This window comes from Clostridium sp. 1001271st1 H5 (assembly GCF_005845215.1).
In the GTDB taxonomy this organism is placed as follows: domain Bacteria; phylum Bacillota; class Clostridia; order Lachnospirales; family Lachnospiraceae; genus Enterocloster.
This window is the reverse complement of the sequence record NZ_SPHO01000028.1, coordinates 43,296-59,678: the sequence shown is the minus strand read 5'-3', so window position 1 is coordinate 59,678 and position 16,383 is coordinate 43,296. Positions and strand designations below refer to the sequence as shown.

The following is a 16,383-nucleotide window of genomic DNA, read 5'->3' as shown; positions in this document are numbered from 1 at the left end:
AAAGGTTAAGGGAAAGTGGTTTGTGAAACAATCGGAATTCAATATGTGGTTTTGAAGGTATGTATTACCTGCATAAATAATGCAGGTTTTTCATATAATATCTTCAAAAGGTACTTGATGAATTTTTTATTATAATGTATAATAAGGAATCGGAGAGCATCAACCTATTCCTCGATAGCTCAGTCGGTAGAGCACGCGGCTGTTAACCGCGCTGTCGTAGGTTCAAGTCCTACTCGGGGAGTTTTTTAATTTATATATGCAAGGCCCCATGGTCAAGCGGTTAAGACATCGCCCTTTCACGGCGGTAACAGGGGTCCGAATCCCCTTGGGGTCATTTATAAGTTAATATGGCGACGTAGCCAAGCGGTAAGGCACGGGTCTGCAACACCCTTATCACCGGTCCGATTCCGGTCGTCGCCTCTCAGAAAGAATCACGGATATGTGGTTCTTTTTTTTGCTCTTTGTCAATCGTTGGGGTGGGATTTGTAAAATCCCGCTCCAGTGATGTACAGTGGAGTATCCGCGTTCAGAATGAGTTTCCGGCTGCGTTTATAATACTTACGCAGAGAAACCGGCATGAACCGCTGCAGGCGTTTCCGTACGTTTTCAATTGCCTATGTCACCTGCCGGATGAAGTGATATTTATCTGCGATGATGGATGCGTTTGGAAGGCTTCTAATAGATGTATTTTATTACAACAAAAAAATGTTGGAAGTGTGCTTTTCAGCACACCCCAACATTCAGTATAGAACCTTTATTCTTTGGCGGAGAGCAGTTTCTTGACTGTCTTTCCGCTGTTGTTTTTTGGAAGGCTCTCATGGAATATAATATCTCTGGGGATTTCCCAGGATTCCAGGCAGCCGTTCAACGCCTTCTTTATGGCGTAGCGCATGGCAGACATATCCTGGTCTGAAGGAGTTGGCTCTGAGAGAACCACATGAGCCTGCAGTGCATTGTTTTGAAATATGACGGCAGACTCCTGTATCTCAGACAGAACGTTCAGAGCGTTTTCTATTTTTACCGCAGAGACCTTACGGCCGTGAATATTGTATACATTGTCCTTCCGGCCATTAAAGTACAGATAGCCCTTCCGGTCCATATAGCCCATATCTCCAACGCTCCAGGGCCCTTCGATGCCTATGGCGGAGTAGGGGGTGCTGACGTAGATTTCACCGTCCTTCAGGGTTACGTCTATGCCTGGAAAGGGTTTTCCGATGCAGGCCGGGTTATCATTCATTTCCCGGTCCGTCAACCAGGTGACATAGCTCAGCTCGCTGGCCCCATAGTACAGGATACAGCGGCTGTCAGGATAAGCGGCTTTCAGCAGCTCCATATCCCTGCGCCCAAGACTTTGGGAACCAGCCAGGATGGTCCTGATGCTGAGACAGGGATGGGAGGCGTATTTTGCCAGAAGCCGGAGCTTGGAGGGGATAAGATATAGGGAATCTGCATCGTGGCGTTCTATTTCCCTGCGCCACACAGAGGGATTTACAGGGGAGGCGGTGATGATGGCCGCCCCTGCGGACAGAAGGGCCAGATACAGGTTCAGATTGCCGGTGAATGCCAGACTGCCCTGTGCAAAGAGACGGGTCCTGTCGGTTATTCCAAAAATCGCGTTTTGAGTGGGAAAGAAAGAGGACCAGCTTTCCCGGGTACGGTACCACAGCTTGGGCTGGCCCGTTGAACCGGAGGTAAGGACGCCCATACAGGCCCCGTCCGGGACAGTCTCTGCTGCCGGGATATGGGGCAGACATTTCATATCGGCGGGTAGGATGACGGGAACCTGGGATGTACCGCTTAATGCCAGGAAATGTACCAGCTGATTATGGACAGAGGACTCTCTGACCCATACCGCAGAAGGGGCCGCAGTTTTGGGAGACAGGGAACGGATGCGTCCGGACTCCCCGGCAAGCATACCATATGTATAAATCTGTCCGTCCTCAATCAGGGCTGTCCTGTGGGCCGGAATTGACTGAATAATAGAGAGATAATCCTTGTGATTCATAGGTGGCACCTTTCTGTGTATGGCATCCGGGAGAAGAACGCTGATTACTGTTCCAGAAGAATGGCGCTTCCAATCCCGCCGGCAGCTGCTGCACAGCAAATACCCCGGGCACTTTCCGATTGCTCCATGGATTTCATCAGGTGAAGGAGAATGATAGCGCCGGACGCACCATAGGGATGCCCATAAGCCAGGGCGCCGCCCAGCTGATTGTACCGGGAAGATATATCCGGATAAGCCCTGTTGACCAGGACATCAATGGCTGCAAAGGCCTCATTGCACTCAATGGCGCCTATCTCATCCATGGAGAGTCCGCTGCGGTCCAGAAGTCCCCTGATTGCGGGCAGGACAGAGGCAGGACTCATAAGCGGGTCTGCCCCGGCCGTATATGCATTTGTAAGGTAAAACCGGGGGATAAGTTTATGCTTTTTCAGATACCGCTCTGAACAGAGAAGAAGGAAGGCGGCGCCGTCATTCATGGTGCAGGCATTGGCGGCATTGAGATACCGGCCATCTTTCAGGACGCAGGGCAGACGGTCCAGCAGGCGCTGGTTCAGCCGGGGCCGGATTCCTTCGTCATGGTCGAGGCCGTATACAGGGACGGTTATGCCTTCAAGAAGGCCTTCCTGGCGCGCCCTGACAGCCCGTCTGTGGCTTTCCAGCACCCAGGCGTCCATTTCGCCGGGGCTTATATGGTAATGGCAGATGGTCTTTTCCGCGCCCTGCAGCATCACATCCTCCCGATGAGGACCGGGGATAAATTTGGCGGTGCTGTAGGCCGGGGAATTGTCCGGACCGCCTGTATTAAGACTGGAAGCAAGGCAGGCGCGGGTATATGGATGGTTGGGGTTATAGCTTCGCACAGGCTGGGTGGAGCTGCTTTCAAAACCTCCGGCAGCCACCAGGTCAGCCAGACCGCTCTGTATCCTGGCTGCGGCTGTTATGACAGCTTCCAGGGAGGAGGCGCACTGCAGGTCCAATGTAAAGGCAGGAATGGTGTCTGAAAGTCCTGCCTCCAGCGCCATGAGACGGGTAATATTGCCGCCGCCTCCAACGCAGTTGCCGCAGATAATCATATCAATTTCTTCTGGCTGATACCGGAAGGTCAGCTCTTTTAACACAGCCGCCCCCAGAAGCTCTGCGGGTACATGGCGGTAGGCGCTGTTTTTCACGCCGATATAGCTGCGCAGTCCGCCCAGTATGAATACCTTATCCATGAACGCCTCCTATCGTGCCCTCTGGGCGTTTGAAAGGCTTATCTGTACGGGTTTTGCAATGAGGGCGGCAGCAAAGCATTTGAAGATATCAAGGGGAATAAAGGGAATTACGGCAGCAGTAAAGGTGGCGGCCCAGTCCATTCCGGTTATGAATTTCATATAGGCGCTTCCCACCAGATAAATGACGGGCATCCCAATCAGGATGGTCACCAGACAATAACGCTTAAAGCTGTAATGCGTTCCCTTTAGCCATGACATGAGGATGACGGCCGGAATCCATGACATGATATAGCCGCCGGTTGGACCAAACAGCTTTCCGGGGCCTCCGATGGCACCGGAGAATACGGGCAGGCCGGTCAGCCCCAGAAGGATGTACACGACCATGGTGAATGCTGCCTGCCTGGGAGTCAGAAGCAGGGCAATGAGATTGACAACCAGGGTCTGGGCCGTCAGGCTGGCCGGTGTAAAGGGAAGGGGGATGACGATATAGGCTGAGACGCAGATTAAGGCGGTCAGCAGTGCCATTTTAGTGAGTTCCACGGTGTTATATTTCTGATTCATGATTACCTCCGTTTTATGGTTTGGTCTGGTGTATGGATGGTCATGGTGAAGCAGGTAAGATTTCCCACGGTTCCTGTTACCCGGTTGCCTTTTTGCATCAGGCGCACAAAGTCGTCCGTGTGGACAGGGCTCAGGAAACGTATGGAAAGGGTTCTGGCAGGGCTGAGTCTGCCGTAGATTTCATCCAGCCGGCCGAGTATCCACAGGCCGGGAATGACTGCACCCGGCCCAAGATGAATTGGGTTGGTGTCTCCGGAAACAGACAGGAATTGCCGCAGGCCCTTGGAAGAAAAGGTCATAGTCAGAGGGGGAGGTAGGTCTGCCCGTGCCGGAGCGCCGGCTGTCTGGGTATCGGATGAGCCGGCTTTGGCGGAAAGCCTGGGGGCCTCAGGTATTTTAAAGTGTCCGGCAGGCCCTGAATCCCCGGTATCCACAAGGCAGATTTCAAGGGTCTGGCAGGGCAGGCCCCCTGCACTGTATGCCACAGTTTCCAGCTGCACATATCCGGGAATACTTTTGCGCGGAACGCATTCATATGCCACAGGCTGTGCCCGGTTGCGGATACAGTACCGGGCCTTTCCAATGACCCAGCCGTCATAGTCCTTCTTTCCCCATTGGCAGGCAGCTTGTATTAGTTTTATCATATAGGATACCTCATTGAAAGTTACCGTTATATTTTACTTATTATAGAGAGTCGGTATTGGATTGTCAACATAAAAATGAAATATAGTTGACAATTTGGCGCTGTCAGGTTAACCGAAGATATAAGTGGAATATACCGTTGGCGCGGGCAGGACAATGACAGTTAAAAATAAAACAGAATTGGAAATACTGGGAATCAATGACATCAATAGCCCCTTTCCATATTCTTTCCTATATGGTAAGATAGGTAAGTAAATTGAGATTGCATAGTGACAGGATGAAGAGATGAATTACATTGTTTTTGATTTGGAATGGAACCAGAGTCCCAATGGAAAGGAAGATTCAGTGGAGCATCTTCCTTTTGAAATTATAGAAATCGGAGCAGTGAAGCTGAATGGGAATTTTGAAGAGACAGGAACCTTTCACAAGCTGATTCGGCCCAAGGTCTATAAAAAGATGCATTTTAAGATATCGGAAGTGACCCACATGGATATGGCGGAGCTGCGCCAGGAAGGAGAGCCCTTTGACGTGGTTATGAAGAGGTTTCTGGCATGGTGCGGTCAGGAGGAGTATTGCTTCTGTACCTGGGGTTCCATGGACTTAACCGAGCTTCAGCGGAATATGGCGTATCATAAGCTTCCCAATCCCTTTCCAAGGCCGCTGCTTTACCTGGATATCCAGAAGCTTTACTGCCTTCAGTACGGGGATGGGAAGAACAAGGTGTCCCTTGATATGGCGGTGCAGCTGCAGGGCATGGAAGAGGAGAGGCCCTTTCACCGGGCGCTGGATGATGCCTATTATACGGGCCGTATTCTTTCAGCGCTGGATATGGAGACATTTGGAACCTATGTGTCAGTGGATTATTACGGACTTCCCAGGAATAAGGCTGAGGAATACCGGCTGTATTTCCCTGAGTATTCCAAGTATGTGTCCAGGGAGTTTGATTCCAGGGAAGATATCCTTAAGGACAAGGATATTACAGATATGAAGTGCGTGAAATGCAACAGGATGCTGCGCAAGAAGCTGAGATGGTTTCCCTATGGGCAGAGATTTTATTTCTGCCTGGCCGTATGCCCGGAACATGGGTTTGTAAAAGGAAAAATAAGGGTGAAGAAATCGGAGGATGACCGCTTTTATGCTGTGAAGACAGCCAAGATGGCGGATTCCCAGGATGTGGAGCTTCTGGTCCAGAAAAAAGAAGACGGCAGGAAAAAGCGCAATGCCAAGGCACATCATAAGCCCTCCTCCAAGTCCCCGTCCAAGCCCTCCTCCAAGCCCCTGAAGGGAAGAAGCAAACAGAATGAGTCGGATAAAATTTGTTCATAACCGCATTCCCCCGGTCCTCCAATACGAGAGGCCGGGGGAATTTTTGTTTCATTATGCCAGTTGTTTTACGCTGGAGCGTTCTACCAGCTTTCCTGTAATCTGGGTCTTCATGGGCATGAACCGGGGGTCCTCGATTAGCTGCATCAGCTGGATGACCGACTGCTTCCCCATTATCTTTCTCTGCACATGGATGGTGGTCAGGGCGGGGGAGCTTATGGAGGAATAGGGTATATCGTCAAAGCCAATCAGGGAGATGTCGTTGGGAATCTTATACCCCTTTTCCTTCAGGGCCTTCATGGCGCCCAGGGCAATGGTGTCGTTCTCCGCAAAAAAGCAGGAAGGTAGCCTGGGGTTATGCTCCAGTATTCTGAAAAAATCATCATGGGCCCCCAGCATGGTGGGTTTTACGCGGAATTCGTTCTCTGGGTCAAACTGAAAATCCAATTCTTTTACATATCGGAGAAAGGCAATATGCCGCTCGTTAAAGTTTTCAGCCCCCGTGGTGCTGCCCAGGTAGCCCAGTTGGGTATGTCCGCATTTTTTACAGTGCCGGAGGGCAATGTGGACATTTTCCGCATTGTTCATGCATACACTGCTACAGTAATGGTTGGGGACGGTGTTGTCCACAACCACAAAGGGGATGGGAATGGAATCTAGGGCCGAGAACTCATCCCGCATTACCTCGGTTGCAATCAGAAACATCCCGCAGTACTTGCTGTAATCAATGGAATCAAGGGCTGACTTTAAGCCGGTTTTGACCACTGTCATGGTCATGCCCAGCTGCTCTGCGCGGAGCTGCTCCTCAATGGAGTCAATAATCATGGATATGAATCCCTGATTTTCCTCTACCAGCATACCGCTTTTATAGTATTTTACCAGGAGCACATTTTTGCCGCTTTTAGGTTTGCGGGAAGGGGGGGAGTACTGGCAGGCTTTTATTGCCTCCAGCACCTTTTTCCGCGTATCCTCGCTGACTCCCTTTTTTCCATTCAGCACAATGGAAATGGTTGCGGGCGAAACGCCAATCTGCTTGGCCAGCTCTCTGACGGTCATATGGAATCTCTCTTTCCGGATTGTAGAATTTAAGATAAACAATATTGAACAATCCATGTGATTTACTAATCATACTATAGATTGAATTATATCACAGGGTTGAAACCGGGTCAATTCCATATGTGAAATTTAAATGTTTACTAAACAAAAAACAAATACAAAAAGGTATAATACACACTGTTTATTGATTTGTATAATTAAAATGCACAATAAAAACAATAATTTATGGAAATTAATAACAAAATTACCAAAGACATATTGACATTGAGGAAAAAGCGTTGTACTATTTAATTAACACAAAGAACAAAGAAAATATATTGTTTAGTAAACAATATCAATAACAAAAAGGAGGAAAGAGTACAATGAAAAAAATGAAAAAAGTGGTCAGTGTAATTGCGGCTGCCGCTATGGCGGCATCCCTGCTGGCAGGCTGCGGCGGCTCAGGAGGTTCATCCACCACGGCAGCGGAGACAAAGGCGGAAACAACCGCGGCAGCGGCAGCGGAGACCACGGCAGCTGAGGCGGCGGCAGATACCACAGCGGCGCCGGCGGCAGCGGAGAACCCGGTGGCAGGCAAGAAGGTGGCTTATATCATGCTTCTGCCCTCCGCAACCATTTTCCAGATGTGGAAGGACTCCTGCGCATCCCTTTGCGATGCACTGGATGTAAAGTTTGATTTCTTCTTCTGCGACGGTGACTTCAACAAGTGGCAGGACACCATCCGTACCTGTGCATCCGCAGGATATGACGGGCTTCTGGTCAGCCACGGCAACCAGGACGGCTCCTATGTATTCCTGAAGGAAATCACGGAGCAGTATCCGGATATGAAGATTGTCACCTTTGACACACAGTTCTACACCGACGGAGAGTACCAGAAGCTTCCCGGCGTTACCCAGATGTTCCAGCAGGATAAATCCCTTGTAACCGTTCTTCTGGACCAGATGATTGACAAGTACGGCGAGGGCGTCCGCCTGATTAAGGTTTGGAGAGGTCCTAACTACAACAGCCCATTTGACCGCCGCGAGGTTGGCTGGCAGGAGTATGAGGCTGCAGGCAAGATTGTAACCGTAGGCGAGGTACAGCCTCTTCAGGATTCCGTTGACTCTGCCAATACAGTGACTGCCGCATATCTGCAGGGCGTGAACAGGGCTGATGTGGATGGCGTCATTGCTTACTATGACCTGTACGGCCAGGGCGTTTACAATGCAATTGCTGAAAATGACAACTTTAACGGCAAAAACGGCGACGCACTTCCTATGGCATCGGTTGACATTGACCCGGTTGACGTGACCAACATGCAGACACGTCCTGACATCTGGACCGCAGCAGGCACAACCGACTGGACCATGAACGGCGAGATTGGCATGCGTATCCTGATGCTGGAGCTGGCAGACCAGTATGATAAGATTTTTGACCCTGCAACCGGTGAGAGCGGCGTGGACGTTGTTGAGGTTCCGGGCACTGCTATCAAGGCAGATGCGCTGAAGTCTGATTCCACGGTGGAGAACCTGGGCAATATTGCCGGGGAGACTTATGGAAATCTGGATTATCTGTCTGCAGCGGACTGGATGCCAAAGGATTTGATTCACAAATAAGCGGCCAGTAAAAAACGAGGTTTTCTTTTAAACACAAAACCACAGGCAATCGTTTTTTTAGGGAAACGCGGGTTTTGGCCTGCGTTTCCCTTTTTAAAACGGATGTATTGCTGAAAAGAGGGACTCCATGGATAGGATTAAATTAGAAACAAAACATGTTTCCATTGAATTTCCGGGCGTGAAAGCACTTGACGACATTAATTTTGAGGTTTCAACCGGTGAAATCCGGGCAGTTGTAGGTGCCAACGGCGCAGGGAAATCCACTTTGATGAAGGTGCTGGCAGGGGCGAATTCCACTTATACAGGAGAAGTTTTGCTGAATGGAAAAAAGGTGGAGGTCAGGACGCCGGTGGATGCCAAGAAGCTGGGAATCCAGATTGTGTATCAGGAAGTGGATATGGCATTATACCCCACCTTATCGGTTGCGGAGAACATTGTACAGAACGATATGGTTATGGGAAAGAGCGGCTATATCGTAAATTGGAAAAAAGCATATAAGCAGGGGAGGGAAGCCCTGGACCGGCTGCATATCAGCCGTGAACAGGTGGATGAGCATGAACTGGTGCAGAACCTGTCTTTGGCCCAGAAGCAGATGGTGCTCATTGCCAAGGCCATCCGGTCGGAATGTAATTTCCTGATTCTTGACGAGCCGACTGCTCCTTTAAGCAATACCGAGACAGAGGAACTGTTCCGGATTGTCAAGCATTTGCATGAAACCGAAAATATCGCAATTCTTTTTATTTCCCACCGGTTAAATGAAATCCTGGAGGTCTGCGAGAATTATACGGTAATGCGCAACGGTAAACTCATTGACACCACGCCGGTAACAGGCAATACTACCACAAAAGAGATTGTGGAGAAGATGCTGGGGCGCAAGTTCGAGGAGAACTTTCCAAAGGAAGCCTGCCGGATTGGAGAGGTGCTGTTTCGGACAGAACGTTTATCCGGCGCAGGCGGAAAGGTAAAGGATGTGTCCATCCAGGTGAAGAAGGGCGAGGTGGTAGGAATTGCCGGCCTGGTGGGTGCCGGAAAATCCGAACTTTGCAAGACCATTTTCGGGGCATATAAAAAGACGGACGGGCGGGTTATCCTGAAGGACAAGGAGTTAAAGATAACAAATCCCTCAGGAGCAGTAAAGAACCGGATGGCCCTGGTGCCGGAGGAACGGCGTAAGGAGGGGGTTCTGGTAAATGAGAACGTGAGCTTTAACTTATCGGCGGCATGTCTCTCCAGGTTCTGCACAGGGCCTTTTATCCGCAGGCGTAAGGTGGAGGAAAACGCCAAACAGTTCGTAAAGGACCTTGGGATTGCCACGCCAAGCGTGCGGCAGCAGGTCAAGAACCTTTCCGGCGGCAACCAGCAGAAGGTGGCGGTGGGAAAATGGCTTGCGGCTGACTGCGATGTATACATATTTGACGAGCCCACAAAGGGAGTGGATGTGGGGGCAAAACAGGACATTTTCCATTTAATCAATGAAATTGCAAAACAGGGAAATGGCGTTATCTATGCTTCCTGTGAAAACTCGGAGCTGCTGTCTTTGACGGACCGGATGTATGTTATGTACAATGGGACAGTCATGGCAGAGCTGGAAACCGCTAAGACCACGGAGGACGAAATTATGTACTACTCAGTTGGCGGGAAAGACAATCAGAACGGGAAATAATAGACAGGAGGAATAGGGTAGCGATGAAAAGTCGTACAAATATTAAAAGATTTTTAGTGGATTGGGCTGCGGTCCTGGCGCTGCTTGTTTGCTTTATTGCATTTACAGCCTATAAGGGCGGCTCTTTTATGTCGACCAGCAACATGGTGAATATTCTCAGGGCAATGGCCATTAATACGGTATTCGGCATAGCGGCCACTATTACCATGGCGCCGGACGGTTTTGACATGTCCGCCGGAACATTGGCCAGCTGCTCTGCTTATGTGTTTGTGTCTGCATATCTCTGGCTGGGACAGTCCCTGGGGATGTCGATTATAATCTGTATTCTGGCCACCCTGGTCATGTATCAGCTGACCATGTTCCTGATTCTTGTCTGCAAGATTCCGGATATGCTTGCTACCTGCGCCCTGATGTTTGTCCATCAGGGAATCGGCCAGTGGTACATAGGCGGAGGCGCAGTCTCCACCGGCATGAAGACTTCCTGGGGGGCGGCGCCTGCACGCACCGCGCTTTCGGAGTCATTTTCAGCCATCGGACGCGCCCCGTGGATTATCATCATTATGCTGGGCTGTGTGCTTGTGGCCTATCTCTTCCTTAACTTTACCAAGCATGGCCGGTATCTCTATGCCATGGGCGGCAATAAGGAGGCTGCAAAGCTGTCCGGTATTGATGTAAAGAAATACCGCTATCTGGCAGGTATGATTACCGCTGTGTTCATCGCCATCGGCGGTATCCTGGTGGCATCCAGGGGAAGCTCTGCGCAGGTTATGTGCTGTGATAATTATTTGATGCCGTCTCTGGCAGCTGTTTTCGTGGGACGGACCGTGGGCGGAGCGGAGAAGCCCAATGCATTGGGTACCATGATAGGCGCAATGCTGGTCTCCACACTGGAGAACGGCCTTACCATCTGTGCGGTTCCGTTCTATGTTCTGCCTGCAGTAAAGGGTGCTGTACTGGCGCTGGCGCTTATTGCGGCTTATGCGTCTAAGAAAGAAGATTAAGTGGGAGGTTACTACATATGTCAAGATTCAATCAATATTTTCAGATGAACGTGGGGGATGTTATTGAGTATACGCTGGAAAAGGCTGCGGAGATTCCCTGGGACCGTGATTCCATGGAAGCAGTGGTTCCCCCTTCCCATGGCAACCTGAATTATGTGTACCGCGTGTGGGACGGCAAGGGGCATTCCATCTATATTAAACAGGCCGGGTCCGAGGCCAGGATATCCAAGGACATAAAGCCATCCAGGGACAGAAACCGCCTGGAATCCGAAATTCTCATGCTGGAGGACCAGTATGCGCCGGGAATGGTTCCTCATGTGTATTTCTTTGACACGGTCATGTGCGCCTGCGGCATGGAAGACTGCTCTGATTATGCGGTTATGCGGGATGCCATGCTGAAGCATGAAACATTTCCTGGGTTTGCTGAGGATGTCTCCACCTTTATGGTGAACACCCTTCTTTTGAGCAGCGACGTGGTCATGGACCACAAGGAGAAAAAGGAGCTGGTAAAAAAGTTTATTTCGCCTGACCTCTGTGATATCACGGAAAAGCTGGTGCTCATGGAGCCCTATATGGACTTATATGACCGTAACAATGTGTATGGGCCCAATGCGGATTTCGTGAAGAAGGAGCTCTACGGGGATGAGGCGCTCCACCTGGAGGTGAGCAAGCTTAAGTTCCGCTTTATGACAGATGCCCAGGCGCTTCTGCACGGCGACCTCCACACCGGCTCCATCTTTATCCGCCAGGATTCCACCAAGATATTTGACTGTGAATTCGGAACCTACGCTCCCATGGGCTATGATGTGGGAAATGTGGTGGCAAACCTGATATTTGCATATGACAACGGCCTTTCCACGGATGATGCAGCCTTCTGCGACTGGTGCCTTAGGACCATAGAGGAGACAGTGGACCTCTTTATTGAGAAGTTCGGCAGGAAATATGACGAGGCGGTGACAGAGCCAATGGCAAAGGTAAAGGGCTTTAAGGAGTGGTATTTTGACGGCATCCTGAGGGATACTGCCGGTTATGCGGGCACGGAGCTGCACCGGAGAACCGTTGGCATGGCCAATGTAGTGGATGTGACTACCATCCGGGATGAGAAAAAACGCCTCCTTGCAGAGCGAATCAATATACTGGCAGGCAAGGAATATATCATGAACCAGGGAGCCTTTAAGGCCGGAGCCGATTATGTGGCAGCTGTATTAAGGGCAAAGGAAACAGCGGAAAGGACCCTGGAAGGCTGAGGCACAGGGTCAGCCGGAAGATGGGGGTTACACAGGTTTAGGAGAGAAGGAGGCATAAAAACCATGACGGTTGAGGAATTTTTTGACGAGGTGATTACGGTCAGGATGAGGGAGGACAGAAGCTCTCTGGACATCATAGACCAGACGCTTCTGCCTGGTACCATTAAGCGTATCAGTCTGAATACAAAGGAGGAAATCTGGGAGGCAATCAAGAAGCTGAGGGTCCGCGGGGCTCCGGCAATCGGCGCGGCTGCTGCCTATGGCATAGCCCTGCTGGCAGCTGGCATTGATGAGGACCGGTATGATGCATTTTATGGGAAGTTTAAGGAATTAAAGGATTATCTGGCCTCGTCCAGGCCAACGGCGGTCAATCTGTTCTGGGCACTGAACCGTATGGAGGCCGCTGCTGTTGCCAACAAGGATAAAGAAGTGGCTGCAATCAAGGAGCTTCTCTTTGAGGAGGCGGATAAGATTCGGGAGGAGGATGTTGGGATTAGCCGCGGAATCGGTGAGATTGGCTTTGGACTGCTGAAGGAACTTAAGAAGGAGGGAGCGGAAATAGGCATCCTGACCCACTGTAATGCAGGAACCCTGGCCACCGCCAAATACGGAACAGCAACAGCGCCCATGTATATTGCGTTGGAAAAGGGATGGCCGGGAACCGACATGCATGTTTACTGCGATGAGACAAGGCCTCTTCTCCAGGGCGCCCGCCTTACCTCTTTTGAGCTGTATAATGCGGGGATCACCACCACCCTTCAGTGCGACAACATGGCTTCCATACTCATGAAGTCAGGGAAAATTGACATCATCTTTGTGGGCTGCGACCGGGTGGCCAGAAACGGCGATGCTGCCAACAAGATAGGGACCAGCGGCGTGGCTATTCTGGCAAAGCACTATGGAATCCCCTTCTATGTGTGCGCGCCTACCTCCACCATTGATATGGATACACTGACCGGAGAGCAGATTCCCATTGAGATGCGAAGCCCTGACGAGGTGACGGAGATGTGGTACAGGGAGCGCATGGCTCCGGAAGGAATCAATGTGTACAATCCGGCCTTTGACGTGACGGACCATTCCCTGATTACGGGCATTATCACAGAAAAGGGGATGTGCCATGCGCCCTATGACAAGGCATTTGAGTCATTGGGAATAGGGAGGTAAGCATATGCTGAGTGGAATACCTGCAAGCATTTCGCCTGAGCTGTTAAAGGTCCTGCATGAGATGGGACACGGAGACACTCTGGTTATCGGGGATGCGAATTTTCCGGCTGCATCCATTGCAGCAGAGAAGAATCATATTAACATCCGGTGTGACGGGCACCGGGCCACCGACATGCTGGATGCCATACTGGAGCTGATGCCCCTGGACGGCTTTGTGGAGAAGCCTGTTACAATCATGGATAAAATGGATATGCACCGTGACCTGGAGTGCCCGGTCTGGGACGAGTTTACGGATATTGTGGCAAAACATGACCAACGTGGTGCGGACGCAGTGGGCTTTTTGGACCGGTTCGCGTTCTATGACGCGGCAAAGGAGGCTTATGCGGTGGTATCCACCACGGAAACGGCATTTTACGCCTGCATCATGATACAGAAAGGCTGCCTGTAAGGGCGGCGCGGAGGGATTTTACATGCTAGAGACATTAAAGGAGCAGGTGGTTGCGGCTGCAAAGGAGGCGGAACGCCTTGGCATGTGCAAACACAAATCAGGGAATTTCAGCATATATGACCCGGAAACCGGGTATGTGGTAATCACGCCCAGCGGTGTGGCGAGGGACGTGCTGGGAACGGAGCACGTCTGTGTCATGGACCTGGATGGAAAGGTGATAGAGAGGGCACAGGAGGTCAAACCATCCAGTGAGGCCATGATGCACCTGTACATTTATAAGGAGCGGAAGGATATCCGGGCCATTGTGCATACCCATGCCCGCTATTCAACTGCATTTTCCATTATGAACAAACCCATTCCTTCCATTGTATATGAGTGCGCCTACCTGGGTAAGACGGGAACCGTGCCCGTGGCGCCTTATGGAAGAGCCGGCACCGTTGACCTGGCTGAGAAGGTGGCAGAGGTAATGAAGGAGTATGAGTGCTGCCTGATGGAGAGCCACGGCGCCATTGCGGCGGATAAGGACATGGATGCGGCGTTTCTGAAGGCCCAGTATGTGGAGGAAATTGCGGAGATGTATTATATCACCCTGGCTGCGGGAAAGGGAACGGAACCCCATGCCCTTCCTGAAGAGGAACTGCAGAAGTGGGCTTATCCAAAAGAAATCATTCTTTAGAAGGATTTAGGAGGACATAGATGAAGAAAATAATAAATACCCCGGAAGCTTATACAGATGACATGCTGCGGGGAATCTACGCAGCCCACGGAGATATGGTAAAATATGCGGAGAATGACCTCCGCTGCTACTGCACGGCAAAGAAGAAACCGGGCAAGGTGGCCATCATCACCGGAGGAGGCACAGGGCATCTGCCCCTGTTCCTCGGATATGTAGGTGAGAACCTGCTGGATGGATGCGGCGTAGGCGGCGTGTTCCAGTCCCCCTCTTCTGAGCAGATTTACAATGTGGCCAGGGAGGTGGAGGCTGGCGCCGGAGTCCTGTTCCTCTATGGGAATTACACCGGGGACATCATGAACTTTGATATGGCGGCGGAGATGCTGGACATGGATGATATCAAAACAGCCAGTATCGTGGGCGCGGACGATGTGCTGTCCAGTCAGGATGCTTCGGTGCGCCGCGGCGTGGCCGGAATCTTTTTCATGTATAAATGCGCCGGGGCCATGGCTGCCGGAAGGGGAACGCTGGAGGAAGTGCTGGCCGCGGCGGCAAAGGCAAAGGACAATACCAGGACCGTGGGCTTTGCCCTGACGCCCTGCGTCATACCGGAAATCGGTCATTCCAACTTCACCCTGGCAGAGGACGAGATGGCCTTTGGAATGGGAATCCACGGGGAACCCGGCGTGTGGAATGGTCCGGTTAAGACAGCGGATGAACTGGCGGAGGAATCCTTGGGGGAGATTCTGGGAGATATGCCTCTCAATCCGGGCGAGGAGGTCTGCGTGCTGATTAACGGTCTGGGAGCAACCAGCCAGGAGGAGCTTTATATTCTGTCCGGAAGCGTGCACCGCATTCTGGGAGAAAAGGGAATCAAGGTTTACCGTACCTTCGTGGGCGAATATGCCACCAGTATGGAGATGGCCGGCGCTTCCATATCCATCTGCCGTATGGCGGACCAGGAGATGAAGCAGTGGATGGATATGCCTGTCCATACGCCGTTTTATACCCAGGTTTAACAGGAATTAGCCACATGGCTGGTTAAGGAGGAAAAAATGGATCGGATTACATGTCGTGAACTTCCTGCCCTTTTTCAGGGTGCTGCGGATATCTTTGCGGAGAAAAAGGAAGAGCTCTGCCAGATGGATGCCAGAATGGGGGACGGGGACCTGGGCCTGACCATGCAGAAAGGCTTTGGGGCTCTGCCCCGGCTGATGCGTGAGAATGAGGTGGAAGGGGATATAGGAAAGACACTCATGAAGGCGGGCATGAAGATGGCTGGTCTGGTTCCGTCTACCATGGGAACCCTGATGTCCAGCGGAATCATGGAGGGCGGTAAGGCCCTTGCAAAAAAGGGGGAGATGGGGCCTGAGGAACTGGCTGATTTTCTCGCTGGTTTTGCCGTGGGGATTGCACACCGCGGGAAGTGCCGTCTGGGGGACCGGACCATCCTGGATGCAGTGGATGCCGGGGCAAAGATGGCGCAGCAGGCCTTGGCTGAGGGCGCAGATATGGGAGCCATGCTCCGCCGGGCAGTGGAGGGTGCAAAGGAAGGCGTCAGAGCCACGGAGGATATGCTTCCCAAGTATGGAAAGGCCGCTGTTTTCTCAGCAAAAGCCAGGGGCGTTCCGGACCAGGGCGCTGTGGCCGGACAGTATTTTCTGGAAGGACTGGGGCGGTATTTTCTATAAAACCAGGATGAGGCTGAACGGTAACATCCGGGGATACGCGCAGGAATGAATTCAGGAACTGAAAACAGGACCGCTCTGTCTTGAGCAGTCCTGTTTTGAT

General features: G+C 51.3%; 15 protein-coding genes and 3 tRNA genes. 13 read left to right on the top strand and 5 right to left on the bottom strand.

Annotated elements, in window-relative coordinates; genetic code table 11:
* Positions 1–168: 168 nt before the first annotated feature.
* The 3 genes from FGS84_RS27425 (at position 169) to FGS84_RS27415 (ending at position 420) form a co-directional block, all read left to right on the top strand.
* Positions 169–241: transfer RNA gene (locus FGS84_RS27425), tRNA-Asn, on the top strand.
* 21 nt (positions 242–262) lie between these two features.
* Positions 263–334 (top strand) — tRNA-Glu (locus tag FGS84_RS27420).
* A gap of 15 nt (positions 335–349) precedes the next feature.
* A tRNA-Cys gene (locus FGS84_RS27415) sits at positions 350–420 on the top strand.
* A gap of 334 nt (positions 421–754) precedes the next feature.
* Here FGS84_RS27415 and FGS84_RS27405 read toward each other — a convergent pair.
* Genes FGS84_RS27405 through FGS84_RS27390 form a run of 4 tightly spaced genes read right to left on the bottom strand, consistent with a single transcriptional unit; the run spans position 755 to position 4,424 of the window.
* Positions 755–2,005: an AMP-binding protein gene (locus FGS84_RS27405; protein WP_138311369.1), complete on the bottom strand. Its 1,251-nt coding sequence runs from the start codon at positions 2,003–2,005 to the stop codon at positions 755–757.
* A gap of 44 nt (positions 2,006–2,049) precedes the next feature.
* On the bottom strand, positions 2,050–3,219 hold the full coding sequence (locus FGS84_RS27400) for an acetyl-CoA C-acyltransferase (protein ID WP_138311368.1): 1,170 nt from the start codon (positions 3,217–3,219) through the stop codon (positions 2,050–2,052).
* A 9-nt stretch (positions 3,220–3,228) separates the two neighbouring features.
* Positions 3,229–3,780 (bottom strand): biotin transporter BioY, encoded by a 552-nt coding sequence (locus FGS84_RS27395; protein WP_138311367.1) that lies wholly within the window; start codon positions 3,778–3,780, stop codon positions 3,229–3,231.
* 2 nt (positions 3,781–3,782) lie between these two features.
* The gene (locus FGS84_RS27390) at positions 3,783–4,424 is read right to left on the bottom strand and encodes a hypothetical protein (RefSeq protein ID WP_138311366.1); all 642 of its coding nucleotides are present in this window, start codon (positions 4,422–4,424) and stop codon (positions 3,783–3,785) included.
* 283 nt (positions 4,425–4,707) lie between these two features.
* On the opposite strand from FGS84_RS27390, the gene FGS84_RS27385 reads away from it, so the two are divergent.
* Positions 4,708–5,748 (top strand): 3'-5' exonuclease, encoded by a 1,041-nt coding sequence (locus FGS84_RS27385; protein ID WP_138311365.1) that lies wholly within the window; start codon positions 4,708–4,710, stop codon positions 5,746–5,748.
* A 51-nt stretch (positions 5,749–5,799) separates the two neighbouring features.
* Here the strand turns inward: FGS84_RS27385 and FGS84_RS27380 are convergent, their stop codons facing one another.
* Positions 5,800–6,858: a LacI family DNA-binding transcriptional regulator gene (locus tag FGS84_RS27380; RefSeq protein WP_207740021.1), complete on the bottom strand. Its 1,059-nt coding sequence runs from the start codon at positions 6,856–6,858 to the stop codon at positions 5,800–5,802.
* Between the two features lie 305 nt (positions 6,859–7,163).
* Here FGS84_RS27380 and FGS84_RS27375 point away from each other — a divergent pair, with 305 nt between their 5' ends.
* The 9 genes from FGS84_RS27375 (at position 7,164) to FGS84_RS27335 (ending at position 16,283) form a co-directional block, all read left to right on the top strand.
* Positions 7,164–8,396, top strand: a complete 1,233-nt coding sequence (locus tag FGS84_RS27375) for a substrate-binding domain-containing protein (RefSeq protein WP_138311364.1) — start codon at positions 7,164–7,166, stop codon at positions 8,394–8,396.
* A gap of 127 nt (positions 8,397–8,523) precedes the next feature.
* Positions 8,524–10,059: a sugar ABC transporter ATP-binding protein gene (locus FGS84_RS27370; protein ID WP_138311363.1), complete on the top strand. Its 1,536-nt coding sequence runs from the start codon at positions 8,524–8,526 to the stop codon at positions 10,057–10,059.
* A gap of 23 nt (positions 10,060–10,082) precedes the next feature.
* The gene (locus FGS84_RS27365) at positions 10,083–11,060 is read left to right on the top strand and encodes an ABC transporter permease (protein ID WP_138311362.1); all 978 of its coding nucleotides are present in this window, start codon (positions 10,083–10,085) and stop codon (positions 11,058–11,060) included.
* A gap of 17 nt (positions 11,061–11,077) precedes the next feature.
* Complete coding sequence (gene mtnK / locus FGS84_RS27360) at positions 11,078–12,307, top strand: S-methyl-5-thioribose kinase (protein ID WP_138311361.1); 1,230 nt, start codon at positions 11,078–11,080, stop codon at positions 12,305–12,307.
* Between the two features lie 63 nt (positions 12,308–12,370).
* Positions 12,371–13,471: an S-methyl-5-thioribose-1-phosphate isomerase gene (gene mtnA / locus FGS84_RS27355; RefSeq protein WP_138311360.1), complete on the top strand. Its 1,101-nt coding sequence runs from the start codon at positions 12,371–12,373 to the stop codon at positions 13,469–13,471.
* Between the two features lie 4 nt (positions 13,472–13,475).
* Entirely contained in the window at positions 13,476–13,919 is a 444-nt protein-coding gene (locus tag FGS84_RS27350; RefSeq protein ID WP_138311359.1) for an RbsD/FucU domain-containing protein, read from the top strand.
* A 22-nt stretch (positions 13,920–13,941) separates the two neighbouring features.
* The gene (locus FGS84_RS27345) at positions 13,942–14,595 is read left to right on the top strand and encodes a class II aldolase/adducin family protein (protein ID WP_138311358.1); all 654 of its coding nucleotides are present in this window, start codon (positions 13,942–13,944) and stop codon (positions 14,593–14,595) included.
* Between the two features lie 20 nt (positions 14,596–14,615).
* A complete protein-coding gene (locus FGS84_RS27340) occupies positions 14,616–15,611 on the top strand; it encodes a dihydroxyacetone kinase subunit DhaK (protein WP_138311357.1) in 996 nt (331 codons plus the stop codon).
* 36 nt (positions 15,612–15,647) lie between these two features.
* Positions 15,648–16,283 (top strand): dihydroxyacetone kinase subunit L, encoded by a 636-nt coding sequence (locus FGS84_RS27335; protein ID WP_138311356.1) that lies wholly within the window; start codon positions 15,648–15,650, stop codon positions 16,281–16,283.
* The last annotated feature ends 100 nt before the right edge of the window (positions 16,284–16,383 follow it).